Origin of the sequence: Sinorhizobium fredii USDA 257, from assembly GCF_000265205.3 — a bacterium.
Classification (GTDB): Bacteria; Pseudomonadota; Alphaproteobacteria; order Rhizobiales; family Rhizobiaceae; genus Sinorhizobium; species Sinorhizobium fredii_B.
Genome location: NC_018000.1, coordinates 2,740,176 through 2,760,872, shown reverse-complemented (window position 1 = coordinate 2,760,872; position 20,697 = coordinate 2,740,176). Strand labels below are relative to the sequence as shown.

Annotated in this window: 19 protein-coding genes and 2 pseudogenes; 7 read left to right on the top strand and 14 right to left on the bottom strand. The window is 62.0% G+C overall.

Annotated features, from left to right (window positions below; translation table 11 throughout):
* Nucleotides 1–4: 4 nt before the first annotated feature.
* Nucleotides 5–1,096 (bottom strand): hypothetical protein, encoded by a 1,092-nt coding sequence (locus USDA257_RS12740; protein ID WP_014763372.1) that lies wholly within the window; start codon nt 1,094–1,096, stop codon nt 5–7.
* 231 nt (nt 1,097–1,327) lie between these two features.
* Here USDA257_RS12740 and USDA257_RS12735 point away from each other — a divergent pair, with 231 nt between their 5' ends.
* Nucleotides 1,328–2,770, top strand: coding sequence for a sensor histidine kinase (locus USDA257_RS12735; RefSeq protein ID WP_014763371.1), 1,443 nt, complete (start codon nt 1,328–1,330; stop codon nt 2,768–2,770).
* Nucleotides 2,767–3,420: a response regulator gene (locus USDA257_RS12730; RefSeq protein WP_014763370.1), complete on the top strand. Its 654-nt coding sequence runs from the start codon at nt 2,767–2,769 to the stop codon at nt 3,418–3,420. Before USDA257_RS12735 ends, USDA257_RS12730 begins: the two co-directional genes overlap by 4 nt.
* Here the strand turns inward: USDA257_RS12730 and USDA257_RS12725 are convergent.
* Both USDA257_RS12725 and USDA257_RS12720 read right to left on the bottom strand, forming a co-directional pair.
* Entirely contained in the window at nt 3,410–3,868 is a 459-nt protein-coding gene (locus USDA257_RS12725; protein WP_014763369.1) for a hypothetical protein, read from the bottom strand. The two genes, USDA257_RS12730 and USDA257_RS12725, sit on opposite strands and share 11 nt — an antisense overlap.
* 497 nt (nt 3,869–4,365) lie before the next feature.
* Complete coding sequence (locus USDA257_RS12720) at nt 4,366–4,560, bottom strand: hypothetical protein (protein ID WP_014763368.1); 195 nt, start codon at nt 4,558–4,560, stop codon at nt 4,366–4,368.
* 546 nt (nt 4,561–5,106) lie between these two features.
* Here USDA257_RS12720 and USDA257_RS12715 point away from each other — a divergent pair.
* Entirely contained in the window at nt 5,107–6,198 is a 1,092-nt protein-coding gene (locus USDA257_RS12715; RefSeq protein WP_014763367.1) for an extracellular catalytic domain type 1 short-chain-length polyhydroxyalkanoate depolymerase, read from the top strand.
* Nucleotides 6,199–6,247: 49 nt separating this feature from the next.
* Here USDA257_RS12715 and USDA257_RS12710 read toward each other — a convergent pair whose 3' ends face one another.
* On the bottom strand, nt 6,248–6,697 hold the full coding sequence (locus tag USDA257_RS12710) for an SRPBCC family protein (protein WP_014763366.1): 450 nt from the start codon (nt 6,695–6,697) through the stop codon (nt 6,248–6,250).
* 250 nt (nt 6,698–6,947) lie between these two features.
* Between USDA257_RS12710 and USDA257_RS12705 the strand changes: the two genes are divergently transcribed.
* Nucleotides 6,948–8,006, top strand: a complete 1,059-nt coding sequence (locus USDA257_RS12705) for an adenylate/guanylate cyclase domain-containing protein (RefSeq protein WP_041414157.1) — start codon at nt 6,948–6,950, stop codon at nt 8,004–8,006.
* A gap of 17 nt (nt 8,007–8,023) precedes the next feature.
* Here the strand turns inward: USDA257_RS12705 and USDA257_RS37785 are convergent.
* Nucleotides 8,024–8,252, bottom strand: a pseudogene (locus USDA257_RS37785) (type VI secretion system tip protein VgrG); the annotation flags it as partial.
* Nucleotides 8,253–8,432: 180 nt separating this feature from the next.
* Between USDA257_RS37785 and USDA257_RS12700 the strand changes: the two are divergent.
* Nucleotides 8,433–9,632 carry an IS256 family transposase gene (locus tag USDA257_RS12700; RefSeq protein WP_014761859.1) on the top strand — a complete coding sequence of 400 codons (1,200 nt, stop codon included), beginning with the start codon at nt 8,433–8,435 and terminating at the stop codon, nt 9,630–9,632.
* Here USDA257_RS12700 and USDA257_RS33000 read toward each other — a convergent pair whose 3' ends face one another.
* The 5 genes and pseudogenes from USDA257_RS33000 to USDA257_RS12675 all read right to left on the bottom strand — a co-directional run bounded on the left by USDA257_RS33000 (nt 9,633) and on the right by USDA257_RS12675 (nt 14,460).
* The gene (locus USDA257_RS33000; protein ID WP_014763363.1) at nt 9,633–10,601 is read right to left on the bottom strand and encodes a DUF4150 domain-containing protein; all 969 of its coding nucleotides are present in this window, start codon (nt 10,599–10,601) and stop codon (nt 9,633–9,635) included. It abuts the gene before it with no gap.
* Nucleotides 10,598–11,599 carry a DUF2169 family type VI secretion system accessory protein gene (locus tag USDA257_RS12690; protein ID WP_014763362.1) on the bottom strand — a complete coding sequence of 334 codons (1,002 nt, stop codon included), beginning with the start codon at nt 11,597–11,599 and terminating at the stop codon, nt 10,598–10,600. Before USDA257_RS12690 ends, USDA257_RS33000 begins: the two co-directional genes overlap by 4 nt.
* A 120-nt stretch (nt 11,600–11,719) precedes the next feature.
* A pseudogene (locus USDA257_RS12685) lies at nt 11,720–12,219 on the bottom strand (cupin).
* Between the two features lie 170 nt (nt 12,220–12,389).
* Nucleotides 12,390–13,451: an AraC family transcriptional regulator gene (locus tag USDA257_RS12680; protein WP_223843425.1), complete on the bottom strand. Its 1,062-nt coding sequence runs from the start codon at nt 13,449–13,451 to the stop codon at nt 12,390–12,392.
* Between the two features lie 94 nt (nt 13,452–13,545).
* On the bottom strand, nt 13,546–14,460 hold the full coding sequence (locus tag USDA257_RS12675; protein ID WP_014763360.1) for a LysR substrate-binding domain-containing protein: 915 nt from the start codon (nt 14,458–14,460) through the stop codon (nt 13,546–13,548).
* Nucleotides 14,461–14,684: 224 nt separating this feature from the next.
* Between USDA257_RS12675 and USDA257_RS12670 the strand changes: the two genes are divergently transcribed.
* Entirely contained in the window at nt 14,685–15,938 is a 1,254-nt protein-coding gene (locus tag USDA257_RS12670; protein ID WP_014763359.1) for an aromatic ring-hydroxylating oxygenase subunit alpha, read from the top strand.
* Complete coding sequence (locus USDA257_RS12665) at nt 15,928–17,007, top strand: hybrid-cluster NAD(P)-dependent oxidoreductase (RefSeq protein ID WP_041414156.1); 1,080 nt, start codon at nt 15,928–15,930, stop codon at nt 17,005–17,007. Before USDA257_RS12670 ends, USDA257_RS12665 begins: the two co-directional genes overlap by 11 nt.
* Nucleotides 17,008–17,086: 79 nt before the next feature.
* On the opposite strand, the gene USDA257_RS12660 is transcribed toward USDA257_RS12665, so the two are convergent.
* From USDA257_RS12660 to USDA257_RS12645, 4 genes are all read right to left on the bottom strand, one after another.
* Nucleotides 17,087–18,214 carry an S-(hydroxymethyl)glutathione dehydrogenase/class III alcohol dehydrogenase gene (locus tag USDA257_RS12660; protein ID WP_041414154.1) on the bottom strand — a complete coding sequence of 376 codons (1,128 nt, stop codon included), beginning with the start codon at nt 18,212–18,214 and terminating at the stop codon, nt 17,087–17,089.
* 107 nt (nt 18,215–18,321) lie between these two features.
* Nucleotides 18,322–19,263, bottom strand: a complete 942-nt coding sequence (locus USDA257_RS12655) for an electron transfer flavoprotein subunit alpha/FixB family protein (protein WP_014763356.1) — start codon at nt 19,261–19,263, stop codon at nt 18,322–18,324.
* 25 nt (nt 19,264–19,288) lie between these two features.
* Nucleotides 19,289–20,038, bottom strand: a complete 750-nt coding sequence (locus USDA257_RS12650; protein ID WP_014763355.1) for an electron transfer flavoprotein subunit beta/FixA family protein — start codon at nt 20,036–20,038, stop codon at nt 19,289–19,291.
* A 39-nt stretch (nt 20,039–20,077) separates the two neighbouring features.
* Nucleotides 20,078–20,677 (bottom strand): dimethylsulfoniopropionate lyase, encoded by a 600-nt coding sequence (locus USDA257_RS12645; RefSeq protein WP_014763354.1) that lies wholly within the window; start codon nt 20,675–20,677, stop codon nt 20,078–20,080.
* Nucleotides 20,678–20,697: the final 20 nt, after the last annotated feature.

The window sequence follows — 20,697 nt, the reverse complement described above, 5'->3', positions numbered from 1 at the left end:
TGGTTCAGTTCGCAACATCCAGTTCAGTATCAGACGTGTCCGGCAGCGTCGCGCGTATCTCGTCGATCTTGCCGAATTCCGGCCCGACGCCGAGGATATCCTTTGCCTCGGCGAGATCGTCGTCGGTCACGACGCCGTCTTTCGTGAAGCTTTCAAGGGCCTCGCGGAGCGCTTCGTCGCTTAAGGCAGGATCGGTCGGGATGGCGTCGGCGCCGAACTCGGCCTCGAACTCGGCATAGTTGATCGCGTAGTCAGAGATCGCCGCCATGCGGGGGTCGTTGGAGTTGAGATAGGCGTGATAATTCCTGTTCAGCGAACTGAATCCGGAATTCAGACCGGCGGTTTCGGGTTCCTCAGGCAACGTATCCGAAACGTCTGAAGTATCCAAAGTTTCCGAAGTGTCCGGCAGCGTCTCGCGTATCTGGTCAATTTTGCCGACTGCTGGTCCGACGCCGAGGATCTCCTTGGCCTCGAGAAGGTCGCCGTCGGTCACGACACCGTCTTTGCTGAAGCTTTCCAGCGCTTCGCGGAGTGCTTCATCGCTCAAGTCGGGATCGGTCGGGATGGCGTCAATGCCGTTCTCAGCCTCGAACTCGGCATAGGCAATCGCATAGGCCGAGATTGCCGCCATGCGGGGGTCGTTGGAGTTGAGATAGGCGTGATAATTCCGGTTCAGTGAACTGAACCCGGAGCCCAGCTTGACTTTTTCAGGTTCGACGCTCTTCGGCTTGGCGGCCGCGACCTTTCCGGATTTCACCGGCTTGGCTGCCTTGATCGTCTTCTTGGATTTGGTGCCGCGCGAAAAGAGCGACTTCAGGAGATTGTCGCCATTGCTCTTGCCGGACCGTGCCTTGTCCTGTTTGCCACTGCCGGTATGGGACTTGCTCTGCCCCCCTCCATGGCTGCCTCCGCTGCTGCCGCCCTTGCCGCCACCGTTGCCGCCGCCGTTGCCGCCACCATTACCCCCGCCGTTCCCGCCGCCATTGCCACCCTTGGCAAAAGCGACCCCTGAGGCACCAAATGTGACGGTTGCCAACGGAGCGACGGCGATCGCCAGTGCAAGGACGCTCCTTCCGATTGTCTTGGAAATAGCCATAGCCGGTCTCCTTTGGTATCACTCGCCTCATCAACGGAGGTGTCAAATTTCTATCCAGATCGACGGTAGCTTGCGCGATGCCGCAGCACCACAGCGGTCAGACTATTGCGATGGTTCGTGGGACCTAGGTCTGACGGACCGGCCACAAAAGGTCCGACCAACCATCGCAGAACGTGGCGCGCCATTGACCCGCCTATCGGAGACGATAGTTATATCGGCATCAATCGAACGATGTGCCGCCAGCGAATCGAGCGGACAGGCCCGAGATTTGTCGTGCGCGCCAAAGACTTGATCACACGATGGAACGCGCAGCCTTTGGCGAAGCAGTTCCTGATGGCCGGCGGCATCGTCGCGACTTCGGCAATGCTCGTGGTCGGCGCCTTCGTCACCAGTCTCATAGAAGACGCCGTCACCCGAAACTCGGCGGCGACGACGGCGCTCTACGTCGACAGCGTAATCGCGCCACTCCTGCCGGACATGCAGACGACCGAAGTGCTCGACGATGCCGTCTCGCGTGCGCTCGACGAGACGCTTGGTCATGGCGCGCTCGGCAACCGGCTGCTGGCGTTCCGCCTTTGGCGTGCGGACGGCACCCTCCTCTACTCGAATGAAGAGAGCATGGTCGGAAAACGATTCGAGCTCAGTCCCGAGTTGAAGGCTGCATTCGGTGGCCAGGTGGTCGCTCAGTTCAAGCCGGTCGACGATCTGGACGGTGAAACCGAGCGTGCGGCCGATAAGCCGCTTCTCGAGATCTACAATCCTCTGCTGCAGCCCTGGTCGGGACAGGTCGTCGCGGTTTCAGAGTTCCACGAGATTGCCAATGATTTCCAGCTCAGCTTGGGTCGGGCCAGAATCCTGACGTGGCTGGCCGTTGCGGGCTTTACGCTTGCCTTCTTCATCGTGCTTTCCGCGATCGTGATGCGCGGCGGCCGAACGATCGAGAAGCAGCGTCTCGCGCTTAAGCAGCGGGTCGAGGAACTTTCTGCGCTGCTGTCGCAGAACGAGACGCTGCGTGGACGGTTGCAGCAAGCGTCGCAGAGGGCCACTGCTCTCAACGAGCAAATGCTGAGGCGCATCGGTGCGGACTTGCATGATGGCCCTGCGCAGCTCCTGGCTTTCGCCTCGCTGAGGCTGGACAGCGAGGCTTTGATGAACCCTTCGGCGTCAACGGAAAAGCGCGAGCGTGAGGCCGCCGCTATCAAGGCAAGTCTCGACGAGGCGATGCACGAGATCCGGACCATATGCAACGGGCTGGTGCTGCCGCAGATCGAAACCGCGAGCTTGACGGAGATACTCGAGCGCTGTGTTCGCGCCCACAAGCAGCGAACCGGTTCGGCCGTGGATTTGTCGCTGTCCCGCCCGCCCGATCACCTTTCCCCCTCGGCAAAGATATGCATATACCGCTTTGTGCAGGAAGCCCTTAACAATGCTTACCGGCATGGAGGAGGCATCGGGCAGCGCGTCGTGCAGAGCATCGACGGCAACAGGGTGCAGATCGAGGTAGCCGATGGCGGACCTGGTTTCGATCCGAACAAGATAAGGCCGACAAGCCTTGGGCTTGCCGGTCTGAGAGAACGGATAGAAAGTCTTGGGGGAACGTTTGAACTGAACGCGGCCGCTCCGGGCACTGTTGTCCGGATGTCGCTCGGCATCGAGGAGGTTGGGGAGCTATGACGACGGCAATTCGCGTTGCGGTGATCGACGATCATCCTCTGTTCAGAGAGGGAGTGACGAGGAGCCTATCGGAGCTCGAAGGCTTCGAAATCGTAGCGGAAGGCGGTTCGCGCGACGATGCACTGAAGATAGCCGAAAACCTCGCCCCCGACGTGATGCTGCTCGATATATCCATGCCGGGTAGCGGGATCGAGGCGGTTCCGCTCATTCTTCAGATCGCTCCGTCACAGAAGATCGTCATGCTCACCGTATCCGAGGCTGGCGATGACGTTAAGGCAGCCTTGCAGGGCGGCGCCAAGGGCTACGTCCTCAAGGGGATCGGATCGAGAGCGCTGGCGGATGTCATCCGCACTGTGGCCTCAGGCGAAAGCTATGTGGCTCCGACACTCTCGGCCAAGCTCCTGTCCAACGGTGCGCCGGCCGCTGCAAGCAAGTTCGACTTGATCCACAACCTGACCACTAGAGAGCGGGAGGTTCTCAATCTCGTAGCGTCGGGAATGAGCAACAAGCAGGTCGCTCGCCAGCTCAATCTTCACGAGAAGACGATCAAGCACCACATGACACAGATCATGGCGAAGCTTGACGTCGCCAACCGCACCGAGGCTGCGATGGTGCTCCGCGACGCGCTCGACCGGCCGCTCAGTCAATGAGAGAAAGCAGCCGCTTCTGATCGACCGAAGTCGCGCGCCGGTTCACAATGGTGCGCCCTCGGGAGTCTTTCATGATGTAGCGGCCGTCTTTGATCTCCTCGCTTATTCCTTCGACGTGGCGAATTCTTAAAACGGAGCCGAAATCTCCCACGGACGTGGCTTTTGTGCTCGCCCCGCTCGACCTGCTGCTGTTCGAACTGCTGCTGTTCGAACCACCGCCGCCCTTTCCATTGCCGTTTCCGCCACCATTGCTATTGCCGCCGCCTTTCCCGTTTCCGCTATTGCCGCCGTTCTTGGCGAAGGCGGACTGAACGGAGAGTTCGAGCGCAGAGCCGGTGATGGTTGCCTTATAGGGAAGACTTGCAGCGACGAAGCTGATGGTCGCCGTGCACAGGACGGCCACGACCTTTCGCCTGATGGTCTTCGTATTGCTCCGCAGGAAAATCATTGGCGCACCATTCGCCTAGCATTGGCTATCCCAAGGGAACGAGCAAAGGCCGGCTTATGTCGAGTTCGGTAGAGTCGAGCCAATCCGGCGATTTTTGTGCTCGCCTTTTCTTGCGATACCTTGCTCACGGCGCCAGTCAATCGTCAACCCGCGGCTTGCCATCCCCGGCATTATTGGACCTTTCTCACACCACGGCCGGACATTCGCCCGGCCCTTATCGGACCAAGGTCTGAGGAGGTCAGATTGCCTCAGACGCCGCGTCAGCTTCACCAACGACAAAGAGAGCCCGCCGGATAGGACCGGCGGGCTCGACCCCGCGCAGGAAGGGACGGCGCTGCGCGAAGACTTGCGGCAAGAACAGTTCCTTCGCCTATAAGTTCCTCCCTTGAGGTGTCACTCAGACCTATGCGCGCAACGCTCAGACCAAAGGCCGATACGCTGCAAGACCTCGAGCATGCGCGTATCCGAGGTCCGGAGCTCCGACACGTCGCGGACCACTACGGCGCTTTCCTGCCGCTCTCGGCGAGTGTTACGGCCTCGGGCGGATAGACACGGGTTTGCTGGCGGGTTTCCGTGAGCAAATCTCCTATGACCAGATAGGCGCTCAACCCGGCGATGAGCACAACGATGAGTGCGACGGGTATTCCGCTGCTGGCTTCCCGTTCCGGACTCTCTGACATCCTGTATCGCATCGCGGATCTCCGTTCAGTTTGGCCGTGAGACCAAATCCCCGGCGTGTCAGAGCGGCTCAGCTTTGCCGCCAGCCTTCAGACCGGATGGCAGCGCCGCAGCTCCTCAACGGCAGCTAAGCGATTTTATGGTCTTTCGTTCCGGCGAAAGGTCGTCACCAGACCTTTGCGTCTGGAGACTGGGGCAAAGGACCGGAGGGAGCTCCGACTAAGGTCCGGGTCAGGTGGATCGACGTCGTAGCTACACCTGGTTCGGCCAACGGCGGGCGCGGCGGCGGGTTTCTTCGCGCGGCTTGGTGGCGCCAGGGCCGATGGGTGCGTTCGATGAATTTCTTGCTCGTTCCTGAGCACGAGCGGCGTCGCCACCGCGTCGAAGCGCGCGATCGGATCGCCGATCATCCCCAGTTCTCCGGGTGACCGCACGCGCAGGGGGTTTGCTGAAATGGCAATCACGTATATTTCATTGTGCAGTGCAGCAACGAAATCCGACCTGGCCGCGTTGTTACTCGGTCGCGCCATCTGGCCGCTGACGCAAGGAGATATCCGTTCATGAGAACCCTACCCGGTACACTTGCAAGAATCACGCGACCCCGGACAGGCAAAGCCGAGCATCTGCACTCCCGCAACAAGCTTTCCCCACTCATGGATTTCGGTTCGAACCCAGGTGGATTGAAAGCCAGCTATTACTTGCCGAAGAACCTGCCGAAAAGACCGGCGCTTGTCGTCATCCTGCATGGATGCACGCAGATCCCGGCCGATTACGATGCCTGCTCGGGCTGGTCGAAAATGGCGGACGATCATGGCTTCGCGCTGCTCTACCCGCAACAGGTGCGCGACAATAACGGCAATCTCTGCTTCAACTGGTTCTTGCCCGACGACATCAGGCGCGAAGGGGGCGAGGCTCTTTCCATACGCCAGATGATCGAAACGATGCGCTCGAGGCACAAGGTTGCCAGTGACAGGATATACGTCACTGGACTGTCCGCCGGCGGCGCAATGGCGAATGTCCTGCTCGCGACCTATCCGGAAGTCTTTGCCGGCGGGGCGATCATTGCCGGATTACCATACGCCACCGCGTTCACCGTCCCGGAGGCATTCGAGCGGATGCGCGGGCACGGCATCCCGAAAGCTCGAGAGCTGCGGACCAGCGTTCGAACTGCGTCCAGCCACACCGGACCATGGCCGACGCTCTCGATCTGGCACGGGACGAAGGACAGCACCGTTGCCGAGGCGAACGCGCGAGCAATCGTCGAACAGTGGCGCGGCGTCCACGAACTGGCTTCGGCACCAACCGTTACCGAGACCGTGGACGGGCAGACGCGGAAGGTGTGGAAGGACATCGACGGACGGGTCCGCATCACGCTCTACAGCATCCACGACATGGGGCATGGACTGCCGCTTGACGTGGCGAGCGGCTACGGCAAGAGCGGTCCTTATATGCTTGATGTCGGCATCTCTTCCACCGCACACATCGCCCATTCATGGGGGCTGACGCGACGACTCGCGACCAGCCGGCGCGACAAAGCGGCAGTAAAGCCGCCATCCGCACCCCTCACGCCCGCCGATCGTTCGTCTTCTTTGGACGATAAAATCCAGAAAGTCATCCGCTATGCGCTGCGCGCGGCCGGCTTGAAGCCATAGCCGACATTCGCAGCCCTTGCCGCTCCACCACGGGACAGCAAGCGCACGATTAGCCGGCGCGGCCGTGCCAGGGATCCGGCCCTGGATCGCCCCCCGCCGCGACCTGGCCCAGCCGGCCGAGGTAGTGGGCCCAGCCTTCCGCATGGCCGGCGCATTGCTCGGCACTGGGCAGGCCGCTATGGGTCAGGCGCAGCAGCGTTCCGTCCGGCTGCTCGATCAGGTCGATCTCCACCAGGCTTGATCCCGGCGGCACGACCTCGCTGCCCTCCCAGCCGAAGCTATAGGCGAGCCGATGCACCGGCACCACCTCGCGGAAAGAGCCACGGGCGAAGCGGGCGCCGGTGACATTGACGAGATAGAGCCCCTCGGGCTGAGGCTCGATCTCAGCCTCGGTGCCCATCCAGCGCAGGATCTTCTCAGGATCGGTCAACAGCGCGAATACCGCCGCGGGCGGCGCCGCGATGTGCGTCTCGCGGCGTACGACGAGAGCCTCTTGCATCGGTCTCCCCCATGGTTGCGATGGCTTTCCCGACTGCGACGAAGAAGGAGCAGGCAGGATCGGGCCTGTCCCGATGATAGCCCGGCGGCGCCGGATGCGCCACCACCGACAGTGCCGCGCGCCCGTGAAGACGCACGAGGGCGCTGTAAGCCGTTGAATTACTGAATGACTCTTCCCCCAACCAATCGAAATTGAAGGATCACGGGGTGCGCGGATGACACGTCAAGGGCCGTGGCAGTATGATCCCGGCATGGATCTGCCCGCACCCCTCGCCTGGCTGGTGGACGAGGCCGGTGCCTCGCCCGGCCCTGACCGGTTCCTGGCCGAGCTCGGTAGCCGGCTGCTGGCCGACTGTCTCCCCTTGGCCGGCGGCGCCTTGACGCTCGCCGTGCCGCATCCGATCATCGCCCGCCGAACCTGGCTGTGGCGGGCGGAGACCGGGGCGGTGATCGAGTCCCTCGGCTTCGCCGGCGCCCCGCCGAGCCAGGCCGAACGCGATTGGCTGGCCGGGCTCGGTCCGGTGCTGGAGGACACGATCGGAGCGGCGGCCGACAAACCGGTGCTCGCCTGGGCCGGGATGCGGCCGTTCAACCCCGCCGAGACAGGCCGGCTGCGCGAAGCTGCGCGCTTCGCCGCAGCGCCCCTGGCGGCCCTCGCCGAGCGGGCGGCGCTGTCGGCTCTGCTAGAGGCCTATCTCGGCCGACGGAGCGCCGCCCGGGTTAAGGCCGGAGCGCTGACACGGGGCACCGGCGAGACCATTCGCGCCGCGCTGCTTTATGCGGATCTCCGCAATTTCACCGCGCTCTCCGAAGCAACGCAGCCCACGGAAATGATCGCTGCCCTGGACGCCTGGTTCGACCGCGTTGCCGGGGCGATCCACGCCTTCGGGGGCGAAGTGTTGAAGTTCATCGGCGATGGCCTGCTGGCGATCTTCCCAGTCACCGGTTCGCCGGCCGAGGCCTGCGAGGCGGCGCTGCGCGCCATCGCCGCCGCCCGTGCCGGCATGGCGCATTTCGACGCCCTGCGTGAGGCGCAAGGCCTGCCGCAGCTGCCCTTCGGCACGGCGCTGCATCTCGGCGATGTCCTCTGGGGCAATATCGGCGCGGTCGACCGGCTGGACTTCACCGCCATCGGCCCCGCCGTCAACCTGGTCAGCCGCCTCGAGGGCCTGTGCCGGCCGCTCGGCCGGTCGGTGCTGATCTCCGGCGCCGTCGCCGCGGAGACCGCCCAGCCGCTGGTGCCGCTCGGCGACCACGAACTGCGCGGCATCGCGGCGCCTTGTGCGGTGTTTACGCTGCCGGATGCGTGAGTGTCGGGTCGGTGGGATTCGCACTTCATCGCCTCCGACATCTGCACCAGCGACGGCGTCGTATTGCCCGGCACCATCCGCGGCATCTCAAATTTCCAGTCGGCGCCGGCGCGGCTTCCCGGCACGTAGGGAAGCGATGCGACCGTCGTTGATGTGGTTTCGGTCCGACGACCCCTGCGCCAGCCGCACCCGGCCTTCGCCCTGCGCCGAGGCCGACGGCTTCGCCCAGGAGATGGCGCTGTCGGCGTGGCGCTCCCTTGCGATATAATCGGTTGTGTCCCGTCGAGTGGTGTAACTCGGCGGTAGCGAAGCCGCTCGGGAGCGCGCCCTCAACAGCGCTGTAGCGAGCGAGCGGCTAGCAGCGGTCATCGATGTTCCCCGGTAGGGTCGGGTTGCTCACACCAACCTGATTCGAAGGAAGCACCGATGACCGATGCCATGATGAACCTGCGCATGCTCGTGGAGAAGACCCCCGACGCCGATATTCTGCGCGAGATGATCGGCTTTGCCGCTGAACGGCTGATGGAGATGGAGGTGGGTGCCTCCACCGGCGCCGGCTATGGCGAGAAGAACCCGTTGCGCACGGCCCAGCGCAACGGATATCGCGACCGGGACTGGGAGACGCGAGCCGGCACCGTCGAGCTGCGCATCCCCAAGCTCAGGAAAGGCACCTACTTCCCTTCGTTCCTGGAGCCGCGGCGCATGGCTGAGAAGGCGCTGACGGCGGTGATCCAGGAGGCTTACATTCAGGGCATCTCGACCCGCTCGGTCGACGACCTGGTCAAGGCCATGGGCATGAGCGGCGTCTCCAAGAGCCAGGTCAGCCGGCTCTGCGAGGAGATCGACGGCAAGGTGAAGGCCTTTCTCGACCGGCCGATCGAGGGCGACTGGCCATATCTGTGGGTCGATGCCACCTACCTGAAGGTGCGCCGCGGCGGCCGCATCGTCTCCGTCGCTGTGATCATCGCCGTCGGCGTCAACACGGACGGCCGGCGCGAGGTGCTGGGCATGGAGGTCGGCACATCGGAAGCCGAGCCGATCTGGACAGAGTTCCTGCGCAAGCTAACTCGGCGTGGCCTGCGCGGCGTCAGGCTCGTCGTTTCCGATGCCCACGAAGGCATCAAGGCGGCGGTTTCCAAAGTTCTGTGCGCCACCTGGCAGCGCTGCAGGGTTCATTTCGCTCGCAACGTGCTGGCGCATGCCGGAAAGAGTGGCCGTCGTGTCGTGTCGGCCTTCATTGCCACCGCCTTCGCCCAGGAGACGGCAGAGGCGGCAAGCCTGCAATGGCGCGCCGTCGCCGACCAGATCCGCCCGAAAGTGCCGAAGCTCGCCGCCATCATGGACGAGGCCGAGCACGACGTCCTCGCCTACATGAGCTTCCCCAAGGAGCACCGCGTCAAGCTACACTCGATCAATCCGATCGAGCGACTCAATGGCGAGATCAAGCGGCGCACCGAGGTCGTTGGCATCTTTCCCAACGACGATGCCATCGTCCGCCTCGTCGGCGCATTGCTGCTTGAACAAAATGACGAGTGGGCCGTGCAGCGGGCTCGCTACATGACACTGGAAACTATTAGCCAGATGAGTGATGATCCGCTCATCAGCCTGCCGGCAGTGGCACGCTGATCAGTCCGGCCTACGCCGGAGAGCACGGCGACCAAAGCCGTCAGTTACACCACTCCAGTGGGCACGATCGATATAATCATCGTCGGGGCCTGCAAACGGGTTGCTATACGCATCATAGAGATGAGAAGCGATGCGCTTTTTTGTTTGTTCATACAGCGCTTTTTCCGCTGTTCCTAAAGGATGTATGCCGTCAAGTGCGTCTTCGGCCCCGCTATCAGCAAGGATTGCGTTGTCCAACTCCGGGGTTCCGCCGCTTGTAATAATTGCGACTGGCGCTGCTATCCTTCCAAGAACTTTACCGAATGTTCCAAGGCGCTGGAGGAGTGAGCTTCCTCCGGAAGGTGGAGTGGGAAGCTGGGGTGGCGATGCTGGCTTTTTGGCGGCATCCCCCATCAACTGCCTTAATAGCCTTTGTCCCTCGGGGCCGCTCGAATCGAAGGCCAATTGAATTGGCTTTTGTGGCAACCTCAGCGACCCCGGCACGGGATCGTCATCTAAGGGCGGCCTGTAGGTGTCGGTGCTGCGAACGAAGATCGCCTCGCCTTGTGTATTGCGTTGGTTCATCCAGAACCGGTCGAGGTGGCGAATGACATGTGAACCCTCTGCCCGCACTTGCGAGGCATGGCCGATGGGCTCACAGATGTCTTCTACCGCGCCGGACTTGATGCCTTTCCTCGTGCCGGGAGCGTCGCCATGCACGTGCGTCGTGTTGGAGCGCTGCACCATGGCTTTCTGCCGCGTAAATCGAACGGAGGGCGTGTAACTTTCGTCGTGGCCGCAATAATCGATGATCTGATAAGGGATCGGAACCACGGCCTTGCCGACCGGCGTTAGGCAGACGTCAGGCGACAGGCAGACGATCTTCGCTGCGTCGGTGTCGCGAAGACCTTCCAACGGCCGGTTTGTCGTCCACGGCGATGGGTACTGTGGTTCGCCAACATAATTGTCCCGGGACGGCGGAAAGCTCATGCAGCGGATTCCTGCGTGGCAGGGCTGCTATCGCCGATCCGAATTCGCTTCAGGGTAAGGACCGTCCGCTCCGCCTCGTTCAACGGAAACCTCGTTCGCCATGTCAGCAGGACAAGGTCGCGATGTCCGCGAAAATCGAAGTGCGCGCCATCTAGCGTCAGTATGTGCCAGCCGCTGCTCTCCGCATCGCCCCCTTCGCAGTGCACGCCAAGCGCAATACTGGGCAGCCTGCCGCGCGCCACGTCATGCTCGCGATGCAGGTGGACTAATTGATATTGCTCGTCCCCCTTGAGATGCGGTACGGCGACCAGGTCAGGGTGAGCGCATTGCCAGAAGCGCGGATCGAAATCTACGGGCAGCAAGGGATGGCGATTCTCGAACCAGTCTTCGTCATAGGTGCCAGCAAATTGCTGGCGCTGACGCCACCACGGGGGCATCGGCCCGAAACATTGCGGTGATGCGTTGTGCTGCTGCCAATCTCGTAGCGGGTTATCGGGGTCGTCGAGTTGATGGGCTGGAAGCAGTACTTCCGGGTCGCCGTGAGTGATATCGAGCAGCCCCGGCCCGAGCGGATTCTCACGATGCACATCCGCCGGAGCGCCTTCCTCCTCGGTGCCCGTAACGGGCCCACCGAAAGCCTTTGCCCATGTCAGATCCACTTGGCCCACCGGTTCCGGTTCGCCCAAAGTCCACCCTGTCAAAAGCGGCTTCGGATCACGTGCGAAGAGGCCCGACCAGGTCAGCCGTGTTTGCGGAAGCCATTGCCGTGGACCGGTCACCAGAAGGCGCTTATGTAATCGAACGCCGATGCGGATTTCCGCTGTCCACGATTGTGCCAGTTTGCCGCCGGGGGCGAAGCTTGAGCCGAGGAAAGTGACGTCCGTGCCCGGCTTCTCCGGTACGAGGTCGCTTTGCCGCAAGAGCGCCGTCGAATGCGCATCGCCTTCGTAGACGTCCTCGTATTGGAACGGTTCGGGTTCAGATGCCGGCACGAGCATGCCATCCTGCCGGTGTTCGAATGTCGCTCGCGCAGCGACTACACAATCCAAGCTGCCATCGGGCGCGAACTGACGAAAAGCCAAGGCTTCCGCAAAGGCAACGCTCGAGTCGGCCGCTCCCTAGGCGTTTTTCCAGAGCCGCATGAGAGGGCCGTTCGCGCCGTAGAGCGGGTCGGCTGGAGGGAGCGGCATGTCGGCAATCGTTTGAAGGTCGCTCCTGCTGACCGCCTTCGTCTGAATATCGGCGCTTTGTCCGGGCGGGTAGCCGCCGACAACGAGAAAACCGTCGCTCGCTCCGAGAGTCATGTGACCAGTGCCGGCCGGCAGGACGAGACAGTCGCCTGCGCCGACCTCCATCACAGCACCCTGCGACCGCCGATCAACAGCTTGGCATTGCCCTTCGCGATACCAAGGACTTCGTGCGCACCGATATGATAGTGCTGATAGGAGAAGACACCGTTACGCCAGACGCCTCGCCAGCCGGTCCCGGCAAACCGCCGCTCGAATTCGGCCGCCATGTCGTTCGCCGCAAGGGCTTGACGATAAACCAGAACCGGCAGTCGTGGGTGGTTCGGCACCCATTCGCTCGGTGGGAATCTGATGATTTCAGGCTCACGCATTTCCGGCTCCGTCACCATTAGCGTCGCTGAACCTGATTTATAGGGTGCGATTGCGCGATTTCGAGAGAGTGCTTTGCGGAAGAGCCTCCTGGCTGCAACTCCTCGCAAATGTAACCCCTCCGGCTGCATAGCACCGCAGAAAAAGCGTGCGGGTGGCTGCGACCGTCCGATCAACAGGAACGGAGTGTCTGGGATGGAAGCTCCCCGAAACGATTTCGGTACTCCATGGCCAGGCGCCCCATATGGGTGAAGCCCCATTTGAATGCGATGTCGGCGATGCTTTGGCCGGGCCGAGCCAGCGTCAGCTCTTCGCGAAGCGCATTCAGACGCAAATCCTGGAGGTAACTCATGGGAGTGGTCATCTTGAATTGCCGAAAACCGTGCTGGAGCGTGCGCGAACTGACCCCACAGGCGACGGCGACCTCGACCAGCGTTATCGGCTTCGACAGGTTGGCCATCATGAAGTCGATCGCCTTCTTCACATGACGCGGTACCGGCGTAGCGGCGCGGCGCATTTTTTCCGAGAAGCGATGAGGTAACGTATCGAGGATCATTTGGATCAGGGCTTCGCTCAGGTTTGTCAGCGCGAGGGGAGATCTGCGCAGCGGCGCATCGCCGGCAACGCCCGCCTGGAGCGTGGCCGCAATGTTGGCAATTGCCGTTCCTGGTCCCGATATGAGGTCGATCTCTGGCGAGAACTCCAAGGTTCCGGAGACCGGCATCTCAACCATTTCGGACAGCTGGCGGACAAGCGCCGCTTGATCGATCGCGACGAACATGTGCTCGCGAGCGCTCAACGAGAGGGCGGCAATGCGCTGGTTGCCTTCGATGACGGCGCCCCGTCCGGGAGACGTGCAAAATGCCTGCCTTCCCATCCGAAGGTCAAGGCCACCGCGACGCGGCACGATCAACACGAGCTGACCGTCGGCGCCCTCGCTCTCGAAGAGAATTTGGCCGTCGACGTGTGTAAAGCCGATCGATACGATGCCGGCGTTCGCCCAGGCACATTTATAGTAGATGCTCTCGTTGTTAAGCGGTCGAACAACGACATTGGTGGTCCAGTTCGTCAACGTTGCTGCAAGGCGGTCCGGGTCGCTTCCTTCGAACGAAACATAGTCCGGCCGGTTCGCCGCATCCCCCAAAGCCATCGATATTGATCTCCTTGCTGATACTCGATTAGCAGGATTCCACGGCGTGGCGGTGGCATGCTGTAACAGCATGCCACCACGCATTGCAGCGGGGGCACAGCATCATACGATCGAACGTGCAATGCAACAGACTCGCGTTATAGTCCATCACGCTCTGCTCGAAGGAGTGACGCAGCCTCTATCCGTGACCCACCTCAGTTGAGCGTTTCAGCCATTCGATAAGCAATTCCACGTATTCCTTCTTCCGTTGGCGGCGTGGAACCACGACAAAATAGCCGTTCCTGGTGCTTATACTCGCATCGGTGAGACGAACCAGACGCTTCTGATTGAGAAGATCCTCCACGAGACGCTTCCACCCAAGCGCAATTCCCTGCCCGTTCAGCGCCGCATAGATGGCCTCTGTGTAAAAACTGCATCGCAGTCCCGTCGGTCTTTTCGGGCCTTGAACAGAAAAAGCGGCAAGCCACTCGTTCCAGCCCGTCCAGGCCGGATCATCCGTGTCGTGAGTAATGAGGGGGTATCGGATCAGGTCTGCCAATGTGGCCACCTGGCCGATTTCGCTAGCGTACTCAGGACTGCAGACAGGAAATATCTCGTCGTCGAACAGGAACTCGGCCTGACCGTCGGGCCACATTCCGTTGCCGTACCGGATGACAAGGTCGACGTCGCCGCCTTCGATATCGGCAGACTTGTCCTGGGTGATAATTCGCAGCTTGACCTGCGGATACGATCGCGCAAACGACGATATCCTTGGAAGCAGCCAGAAGTGCGAGAATGCGACGGTCGCTGAAATAGCGAGTTCGTCACCGCCTTCCTCTTTCGATATGTCTGCAATCGTATCTGCGATGAGATTGAAGGCAGTCGTCGTGGCGGAAGACAGCAGTCTCCCCTTGTCCGTCACCTCTATCTTTCGATGCAGGCGGCGGAACAGGGGAAATCCGAAAATATCCTCGAGCAGATGGATCTGCCGACTGACGGCGGCCTGGGTGACGCCGAGTTCAGCCGCCGCCTTGGTGAAACTTCCCAGCCGAGCTGCCGCCTCGAAGACTGTCAGCCCGGTGAGCGGCGGCAACTTTCTTCTCAATCCGGCCACGACAGCAGGTCCCCGCGCGATCGACTGGTTGTCAAATCCATTTCATACCTCCGGGGGATGTTCGGCTCCTGCGACCGCTCATTCTTGCCACCCACGTGATCCTGCAAAGGCCACGCCCCCTATCAGTCGCATTACATTTCCTTATGTCAAGCGTGCACATTTCTGCCGTTGAGAAGAAGGCGTTTAGGTTCGATGATCGCATCGTCCAACGATAAGGGTGGCTTATGCTTCAGACCTTCTCCTCCTCCATATCGCCACTGCTCGACGCACGCGCAGACGGTCATTCGCTGCCCCAGGGGCTTTACACGCGGACCGACGTTTTCGAAGCCGACGTAGAGGTCTTTTTTCGCAGACACTGGATCTGCATCGGCCTCGAATGCGACGTTCCGGAACCAGGCGACGCCAGCGTCATCGAAATCGGAAATTCCAGCCTCATCCTACTTCGCGATGACGATGAGCAGATCCGCGTCGTGCACAACGTCTGCCGCCATCGCGGCTCACGGCTGCTGGATCCTGGCACGACCGTCGTGTCGAAGCTCGTCTGTCCCTACCATCAGTGGACCTACGAGCTGTCCGGGGAGCTGAGTTATGCGCCGCATATGGGCATCGACTTCGACAAAAGCTGCAAGAACCTGAAGCCCGTCAACTTCAAGTCCATCGGCGGCTTGATCTATGTATGTCTTTCCGACAATCCCCCCGAGGACATCGCCCGCCTCGAGCAGGTGATGGCCGAGCGGCTCGCTCCCTACGACATCCGCAACGCCAAGGTCGCATTCCAGTCCGATGTGATCGAGAAGGGCAATTGGAAGCTGACGATCGAGAACAATCGCGAATGCTACCATTGCTCGGCCAATCACCCGGAACTCTGCGTATCGTTCGTCGACCTGGACTTCGGGTTTGATCCCACAAGCCTGAGCCCGGAGGACCGGAAAGAGGCCGAACAACATCATGCCCTCTATGCGGAGCGGACGAAGACCTGGGAGGCCGAGGGCCATCCATCGTCGGCCGTGGAGCCGGTCATCGACGGGGCGACGAATTTTCGGTCGCAGCGGCTGATCATCGCGGGCGCAGGCGAGTCGCAGACGCCGGACGCCACTGCCGCATCCGCCAAGCTACTCGGTTCGATGAAGCGAAAGGATCTCGGGGATATGCATCTCTGGGGACACAACAGCTGGAACCATTTCATGGGCGATCATGCGGTTACCGCGATCGTCATTCCCCTTTCGGCCGACAGGACGCTCGTCAGAACCAAGTGGCTGGTCCACAAGGACGCGGTCGAAGGCGTCGATTACGATCTGGATAAACTGACGAGTGTTTGGCTGGCCACGACCGACCAGGATGCTGAGCTCGTCGCGCGCTCCCACGCCGGGATTGAGGATCCCGCCTATGAGCCGAGCGCCTACTCCCGCTTCACCGAAGGTCACCTCGATCAATTCGCCACGTGGTACATCAACCGGATGCGCGCTCATGGACTTTAAGCCCCAAGCATCGACCGCGGGCCCAAGCCCGGCGGACTGGAACCCCGACGCAGACGACACGCTGATCTGCGTCGACGTCCATCAGGAGACGCACGACGTGAAAACCTTCACGTTCGCTTCTCCGGACGGCAGGCAATTTGGTTTCCTTGCCGGCCAATACTTCCTCTTCGACCTGGAGCTTGGCGGCGATGCCGAGAGCCGCTGCTACAGCGTCTCGTCGTCGCCATGTCGAAAGAATGCCATCTCCATCACGGTCAAACGGGTGCCTGGGGGCAAGGTATCGAACTGGCTCCACGACAATCTCTCCCCCGGGGTCCACGTTCGAGCCAACGGACCGCTTGGCCGGTTCGTCCGGCCGTCCGGCCGGAAGTTCCTCTTCCTTTCGGGCGGCTCAGGCATTACGCCGGTGATGTCCATGGTAAGAGAACTGGCCGACACCTCGGAGCCGGCGGACGCCGTGTTCATGCATGCGGGCAGAACGCCGAAAGACCTTATCTTCCGGGAAGAGCTCGCTTATCTTGCCAACAAGCTGAAAGCTCTACGCCTTCATTTCCTGCCCGAAGAGGTGGCGGGCGAACGCAATTGGCCGGGTCTGTCCGGGCGGATATCTCGGGAATTTCTCGGTCTCGCCGTTCCCGATCTCGCCGAGCGCATCGTCATGTGCTGCGGCCCGGCGCCCTTCATGGCGGCGGCGCGCAGGAATACGGCGGAATTGGGGGTCCCTTCGTCGAACTATATCGAGGAAAGCTTCGATGCCGCCGCCTTGGAAGAGGATGTGCTGCCGGTCTCGGATCCGGTTGAGAGCGCGACGTTCAAGGTCGAATTTTCGAAGCAGTCCCGCACAATCGATGTCTCTGGCGAGCAGACCGTGCTGTCCTGCGCCAAGAAATCCGGCGTCAGGATACCCTCGTCCTGCGCCAATGGCCTGTGCGGGACCTGCAAGTCGAAGCTTGTCAGCGGAACGGTCGACATGAAGCATTCCGGTGGCATCCGGCAGAGGGAAATCGACGCCGGCTTTTTCCTGCCCTGCTGCTCCAAACCTCTCAGCGACCTAGTCATCGACAGGTAGCCGTAGCGTAGAGGCAGCCCCGCTTCGGCGAGGCTGCCTCCGCCCCTTGGCGGCGAGAATGCCGTTCTCCCCCTTCGCGTCAGTACACCACCACGCTCCGGATGCTTTCGCCGGAATGCATCAGTTCGAAGCCCTTGTTGATGTCGTCGAGCGGCATGGTGTGGGTGATCATCGGATCGATCTCGATCTTGCCCTCCATGTACCAGTCGACGATCCTCGGCACGTCGGTGCGGCCGCGGGCGCCGCCGAAGGCGGTGCCCATCCAGGAGCGGCCGGTGACCAGCTGGAACGGCCGGGTGGCGATCTCCTGGCCGGCGCCGGCCACCCCGATGATCACCGACTTGCCCCAGCCGCGATGCGAGGCCTCGAGCGCCTGGCGCATGACGCGGGTGTTGCCGGTGCAGTCGAAGGTGTAGTCGGCGCCGCCGATCTGGTCGGCACCGCGCTTCGTCATGTTGACGAGATGAGCGACGATGTCGTCGCCGACCTCCTTCGGGTTGACGAAGTGGGTCATCCCGAAGCGTTCGCCCCATGCCTTCTTGTCGTTGTTCAAATCGACGCCGATGATCATGTCGGCACCGGCAAGCCGAAGCCCCTGGATGACGTTGAGGCCGATGCCGCCGAGCCCGAAGACGATCGCCGTGGCGCCCATCTCCACCTTGGCGGTGTTGATCACCGCACCGATGCCGGTGGTGACGCCGCAGCCGATGTAGCAGATCTTGTCGAACGGCGCGTCGGGGTTGACCTTGGCTACGGCGATTTCCGGCAAGACGGTGAAGTTCGAAAAGGTCGAGCAGCCCATATAGTGGTGGATCTTGTCCTTGCCGATCGAAAACCGCGACGAGCCGTCCGGCATGACGCCCTGGCCTTGGGTGGCGCGGATGGCGGTGCACAGATTGGTCTTGCGCGAAAGGCAGGACGGGCAGGCGCGGCATTCCGGCGTATAGAGCGGAATGACGTGATCGCCTTTCTTCACCGAGGTGACGCCGGGGCCGACATCGACGACGATGCCGGCGCCCTCATGGCCGAGGATGGCCGGGAACAGCCCCTCCGGATCGGCACCCGACAGGGTGAAGTCGTCGGTATGGCAGATGCCGGTGGCCTTGACCTCGACCAGCACCTCGCCGGCCCGCGGGCCTTCGAGCTTGACGGTCATGACTTCCAGAGGCTTGCCGGCTTCAGTGGCGACGGCGGCACGTACGTCCATTTTTCGATCCTTTTGAATAGTGATTGAATTCGAGGTTCGGAGACCGAGCCCCGGCCGCCTCATTGTGGCGGCCCCTATTTGATGCTCCGAATTGACTTAGCCACGCCTTAACGCGCCTTTTCGAGCTCCGGCAGGACGTCGAAGAGATCGGCGACGAGGCCGTAGTCGGCGACCTGGAAGATCGGCGCCTCCTCGTCCTTGTTGATGGCGACGATCACCTTGGAGTCCTTCATGCCGGCGAGGTGTTGAATCGCCCCGGAGATGCCGCAGGCGATGTAGAGGTCGGGGGCGACCACCTTGCCGGTCTGGCCGACCTGCCAGTCGTTCGGCGCATAGCCGGCATCGACGGCGGCGCGGCTGGCACCGACGGCGGCACCGAGCTTGTCGGCGACCGGCAGGATGACTTCCCTGAACTTCGCTGACGAGCCGAGCGCCCGGCCACCGGAGATGATGATCCTGGCCGAGGTCAGTTCGGGGCGGTCGGAGGACGACAGCGCGTCGGAAACGTGGCTCGACAGCCCCGGATCGGCGGCGGCCGATACCGTCTCGATCGCCGCCGAACCGCCTTCAGGGGCTGCGGCGAAGGAGGCGGTGCGGACGGTGATGACCTTTTTCGCTTCCGTCGTCTGCACCGTCTGGATGGCGTTGCCGGCATAGATCGGCCGCTTGAAGGTATCGGCGGAAACGACCTCGACGATTTCCGAGACCTGGGCGACGTCGAGGAGCGCCGCGACCCGCGGCATGACGTTCTTGCCGACCGAGGTGGCAGCGGCAATCAGCGTGTCGTAGGCGCCGGCCAGCGAAACGATCAAGGCGGCGAGCGGCTCGGCGAGGTTGTTGGCAAGCGACGCGTCGTCGGCGACCAGCACCCTGGATACGCCGGCAAGCTTCGCCGCCTGCTCGGCGACGGCTTTCGCACCAGAGCCGGCAACGAGGACGTGAACGTCGGTTCCAGTCCCACCGGCGATCTTCGTTGCCGCCGTCAGCGCCTTCGCCGTCTGGTCGGAAAGGTGGCTGGTGTCGTGGTCAGCCAGAAGCAGAATGGCCATGATATAAGTCTCCCTTTCCCGTCTCTTACAATACGCCGGCTTCGGTCTTGAGCTTGTCGACGAGCTCGGCGACCGACTTGACCTTGATGCCGGCCTTGCGGCCGGACGGCTCCTCGGTCTTCAGCACCTTCAGCCGTGGCGCCGTGTCGACGCCGAAATCGGCCGGGGTGTGTCTGTCGAGCGGCTTCTTCTTCGCCTTCATGATGTTCGGCAGCGAGGCATAGCGCGGCTCGTTCAGCCTGAGGTCGGTGGTCACCACCGCCGGCAGTTTCAGTTCGACCGTCTGCAGGCCGCCGTCGACCTCGCGGGTGATATTGACCTTGCCGTCGCCGATCTCGACCTTCGAGGCGAAGGTACCCTGGGCCCAGCCGAGCAGTGCCGACAGCATCTGGCCGGTCTGGTTGGAATCGTCGTCGATCGCCTGCTTGCCGACGATGATCAGCCCCGGCTGTTCGGCTTCTGCCACAGCCTTGACGATCTTGGCGACGGTGAGCGGCTCGACCTGGTCGTCGGTCTCGACGAGGATCGCCCGGTCGGCGCCCATGGCAAGCGCCGTCCTCAGCGTCTCCTCGGCCTTGGCCGGACCGATCGACACGACGACCACTTCCGAGGCCTTGCCGGCTTCCTTGAGCCTTAGCGCCTCTTCGACCGAGATCTCGTCGAACGGGTTCATCGACATCTTGACGTTGGCAAGCTCGACGCCCGATCCGTCCGCCTTCACCCGGATCTTGACGTTGAAGTCGACGACCCGTTTCACCGTTACTAGGATTTTCATCGTGGTTCCCTCTGATGAATGTCATTCCGTCTTCTGCTGCTATGCCGGAGCTGCCGCCAGCAATGCCCAGAAGGCAAACAGCGGTGCGTCGAGCGACCGCATGGTGTGTTTGATTCCCGGCGGATTATAGAAGGAACCGCCGACGCCGGGGGAAAACCAGGCGGCCTCCCCCTGCCGGAATTCTCCGTCCGAGAGGACGAGGTAGACTTCCTCGGGTGCGTGATCATGGTCCGGATAGCGGACATTCGGTGCCATCACTGTGACGCCGAACCATAGATCCCGCCGATCCTCAAGGCCTCCCGGTCCGATGATCATCGCATTGGCATGGCCGTCGACGAAATTCTCGCTGGCCGAAGTGTCGTTCGTACGGCGCCGCCATTCAAGCAGCGGTTCGATCCACTTGAACCGGTCGACCAGACTATGCAGCGACTCGTGTTCCGTCTCGATGGCGAGTGCGGTTTCGAGCTGGGAACACGCCGGCAGCCGACTCCCAGGACCTGGCCTTTCCACGCCCGGCACCTCGAGTGCAGAGAAAATCTGCAGGATCGAGCGGCGCGATTGCGGAGCCTCAGCGAACTGGTCGAACGCCGCGAAAGCGGCATCGACGAACGATTGAAGGACTTCACTTCGTCGTGTCATGGCGCGTCCCTTGTCGTGAT

What these genes read in the sequence shown, in the direction of transcription:
- USDA257_RS12740 (WP_014763372.1), bottom strand. Translation starts at nt 1,096, where the DNA reads ATGGCTATTTCCAAGACAATCGGAAGGAGCGTCCTTGCACTGGCGATC.
- USDA257_RS12735 (WP_014763371.1), top strand. Translation starts at nt 1,328, where the DNA reads ATGTGCCGCCAGCGAATCGAGCGGACAGGCCCGAGATTTGTCGTGCGC.
- USDA257_RS12730 (WP_014763370.1), top strand. Translation starts at nt 2,767, where the DNA reads ATGACGACGGCAATTCGCGTTGCGGTGATCGACGATCATCCTCTGTTC.
- USDA257_RS12725 (WP_014763369.1), bottom strand. Translation starts at nt 3,868, where the DNA reads ATGATTTTCCTGCGGAGCAATACGAAGACCATCAGGCGAAAGGTCGTG.
- USDA257_RS12720 (WP_014763368.1), bottom strand. Translation starts at nt 4,560, where the DNA reads ATGCGATACAGGATGTCAGAGAGTCCGGAACGGGAAGCCAGCAGCGGA.
- USDA257_RS12715 (WP_014763367.1), top strand. Translation starts at nt 5,107, where the DNA reads ATGAGAACCCTACCCGGTACACTTGCAAGAATCACGCGACCCCGGACA.
- USDA257_RS12710 (WP_014763366.1), bottom strand. Translation starts at nt 6,697, where the DNA reads ATGCAAGAGGCTCTCGTCGTACGCCGCGAGACGCACATCGCGGCGCCG.
- USDA257_RS12705 (WP_041414157.1), top strand. Translation starts at nt 6,948, where the DNA reads ATGGATCTGCCCGCACCCCTCGCCTGGCTGGTGGACGAGGCCGGTGCC.
- USDA257_RS12700 (WP_014761859.1), top strand. Translation starts at nt 8,433, where the DNA reads ATGACCGATGCCATGATGAACCTGCGCATGCTCGTGGAGAAGACCCCC.
- USDA257_RS33000 (WP_014763363.1), bottom strand. Translation starts at nt 10,601, where the DNA reads ATGAGCTTTCCGCCGTCCCGGGACAATTATGTTGGCGAACCACAGTAC.
- USDA257_RS12690 (WP_014763362.1), bottom strand. Translation starts at nt 11,599, where the DNA reads ATGCTCGTGCCGGCATCTGAACCCGAACCGTTCCAATACGAGGACGTC.
- USDA257_RS12680 (WP_223843425.1), bottom strand. Translation starts at nt 13,451, where the DNA reads ATGCGTGGTGGCATGCTGTTACAGCATGCCACCGCCACGCCGTGGAAT.
- USDA257_RS12670 (WP_014763359.1), top strand. Translation starts at nt 14,685, where the DNA reads ATGCTTCAGACCTTCTCCTCCTCCATATCGCCACTGCTCGACGCACGC.
- USDA257_RS12665 (WP_041414156.1), top strand. Translation starts at nt 15,928, where the DNA reads ATGGACTTTAAGCCCCAAGCATCGACCGCGGGCCCAAGCCCGGCGGAC.
- USDA257_RS12660 (WP_041414154.1), bottom strand. Translation starts at nt 18,214, where the DNA reads ATGGACGTACGTGCCGCCGTCGCCACTGAAGCCGGCAAGCCTCTGGAA.
- USDA257_RS12655 (WP_014763356.1), bottom strand. Translation starts at nt 19,263, where the DNA reads ATGGCCATTCTGCTTCTGGCTGACCACGACACCAGCCACCTTTCCGAC.
- USDA257_RS12650 (WP_014763355.1), bottom strand. Translation starts at nt 20,038, where the DNA reads ATGAAAATCCTAGTAACGGTGAAACGGGTCGTCGACTTCAACGTCAAG.
- USDA257_RS12645 (WP_014763354.1), bottom strand. Translation starts at nt 20,677, where the DNA reads ATGACACGACGAAGTGAAGTCCTTCAATCGTTCGTCGATGCCGCTTTC.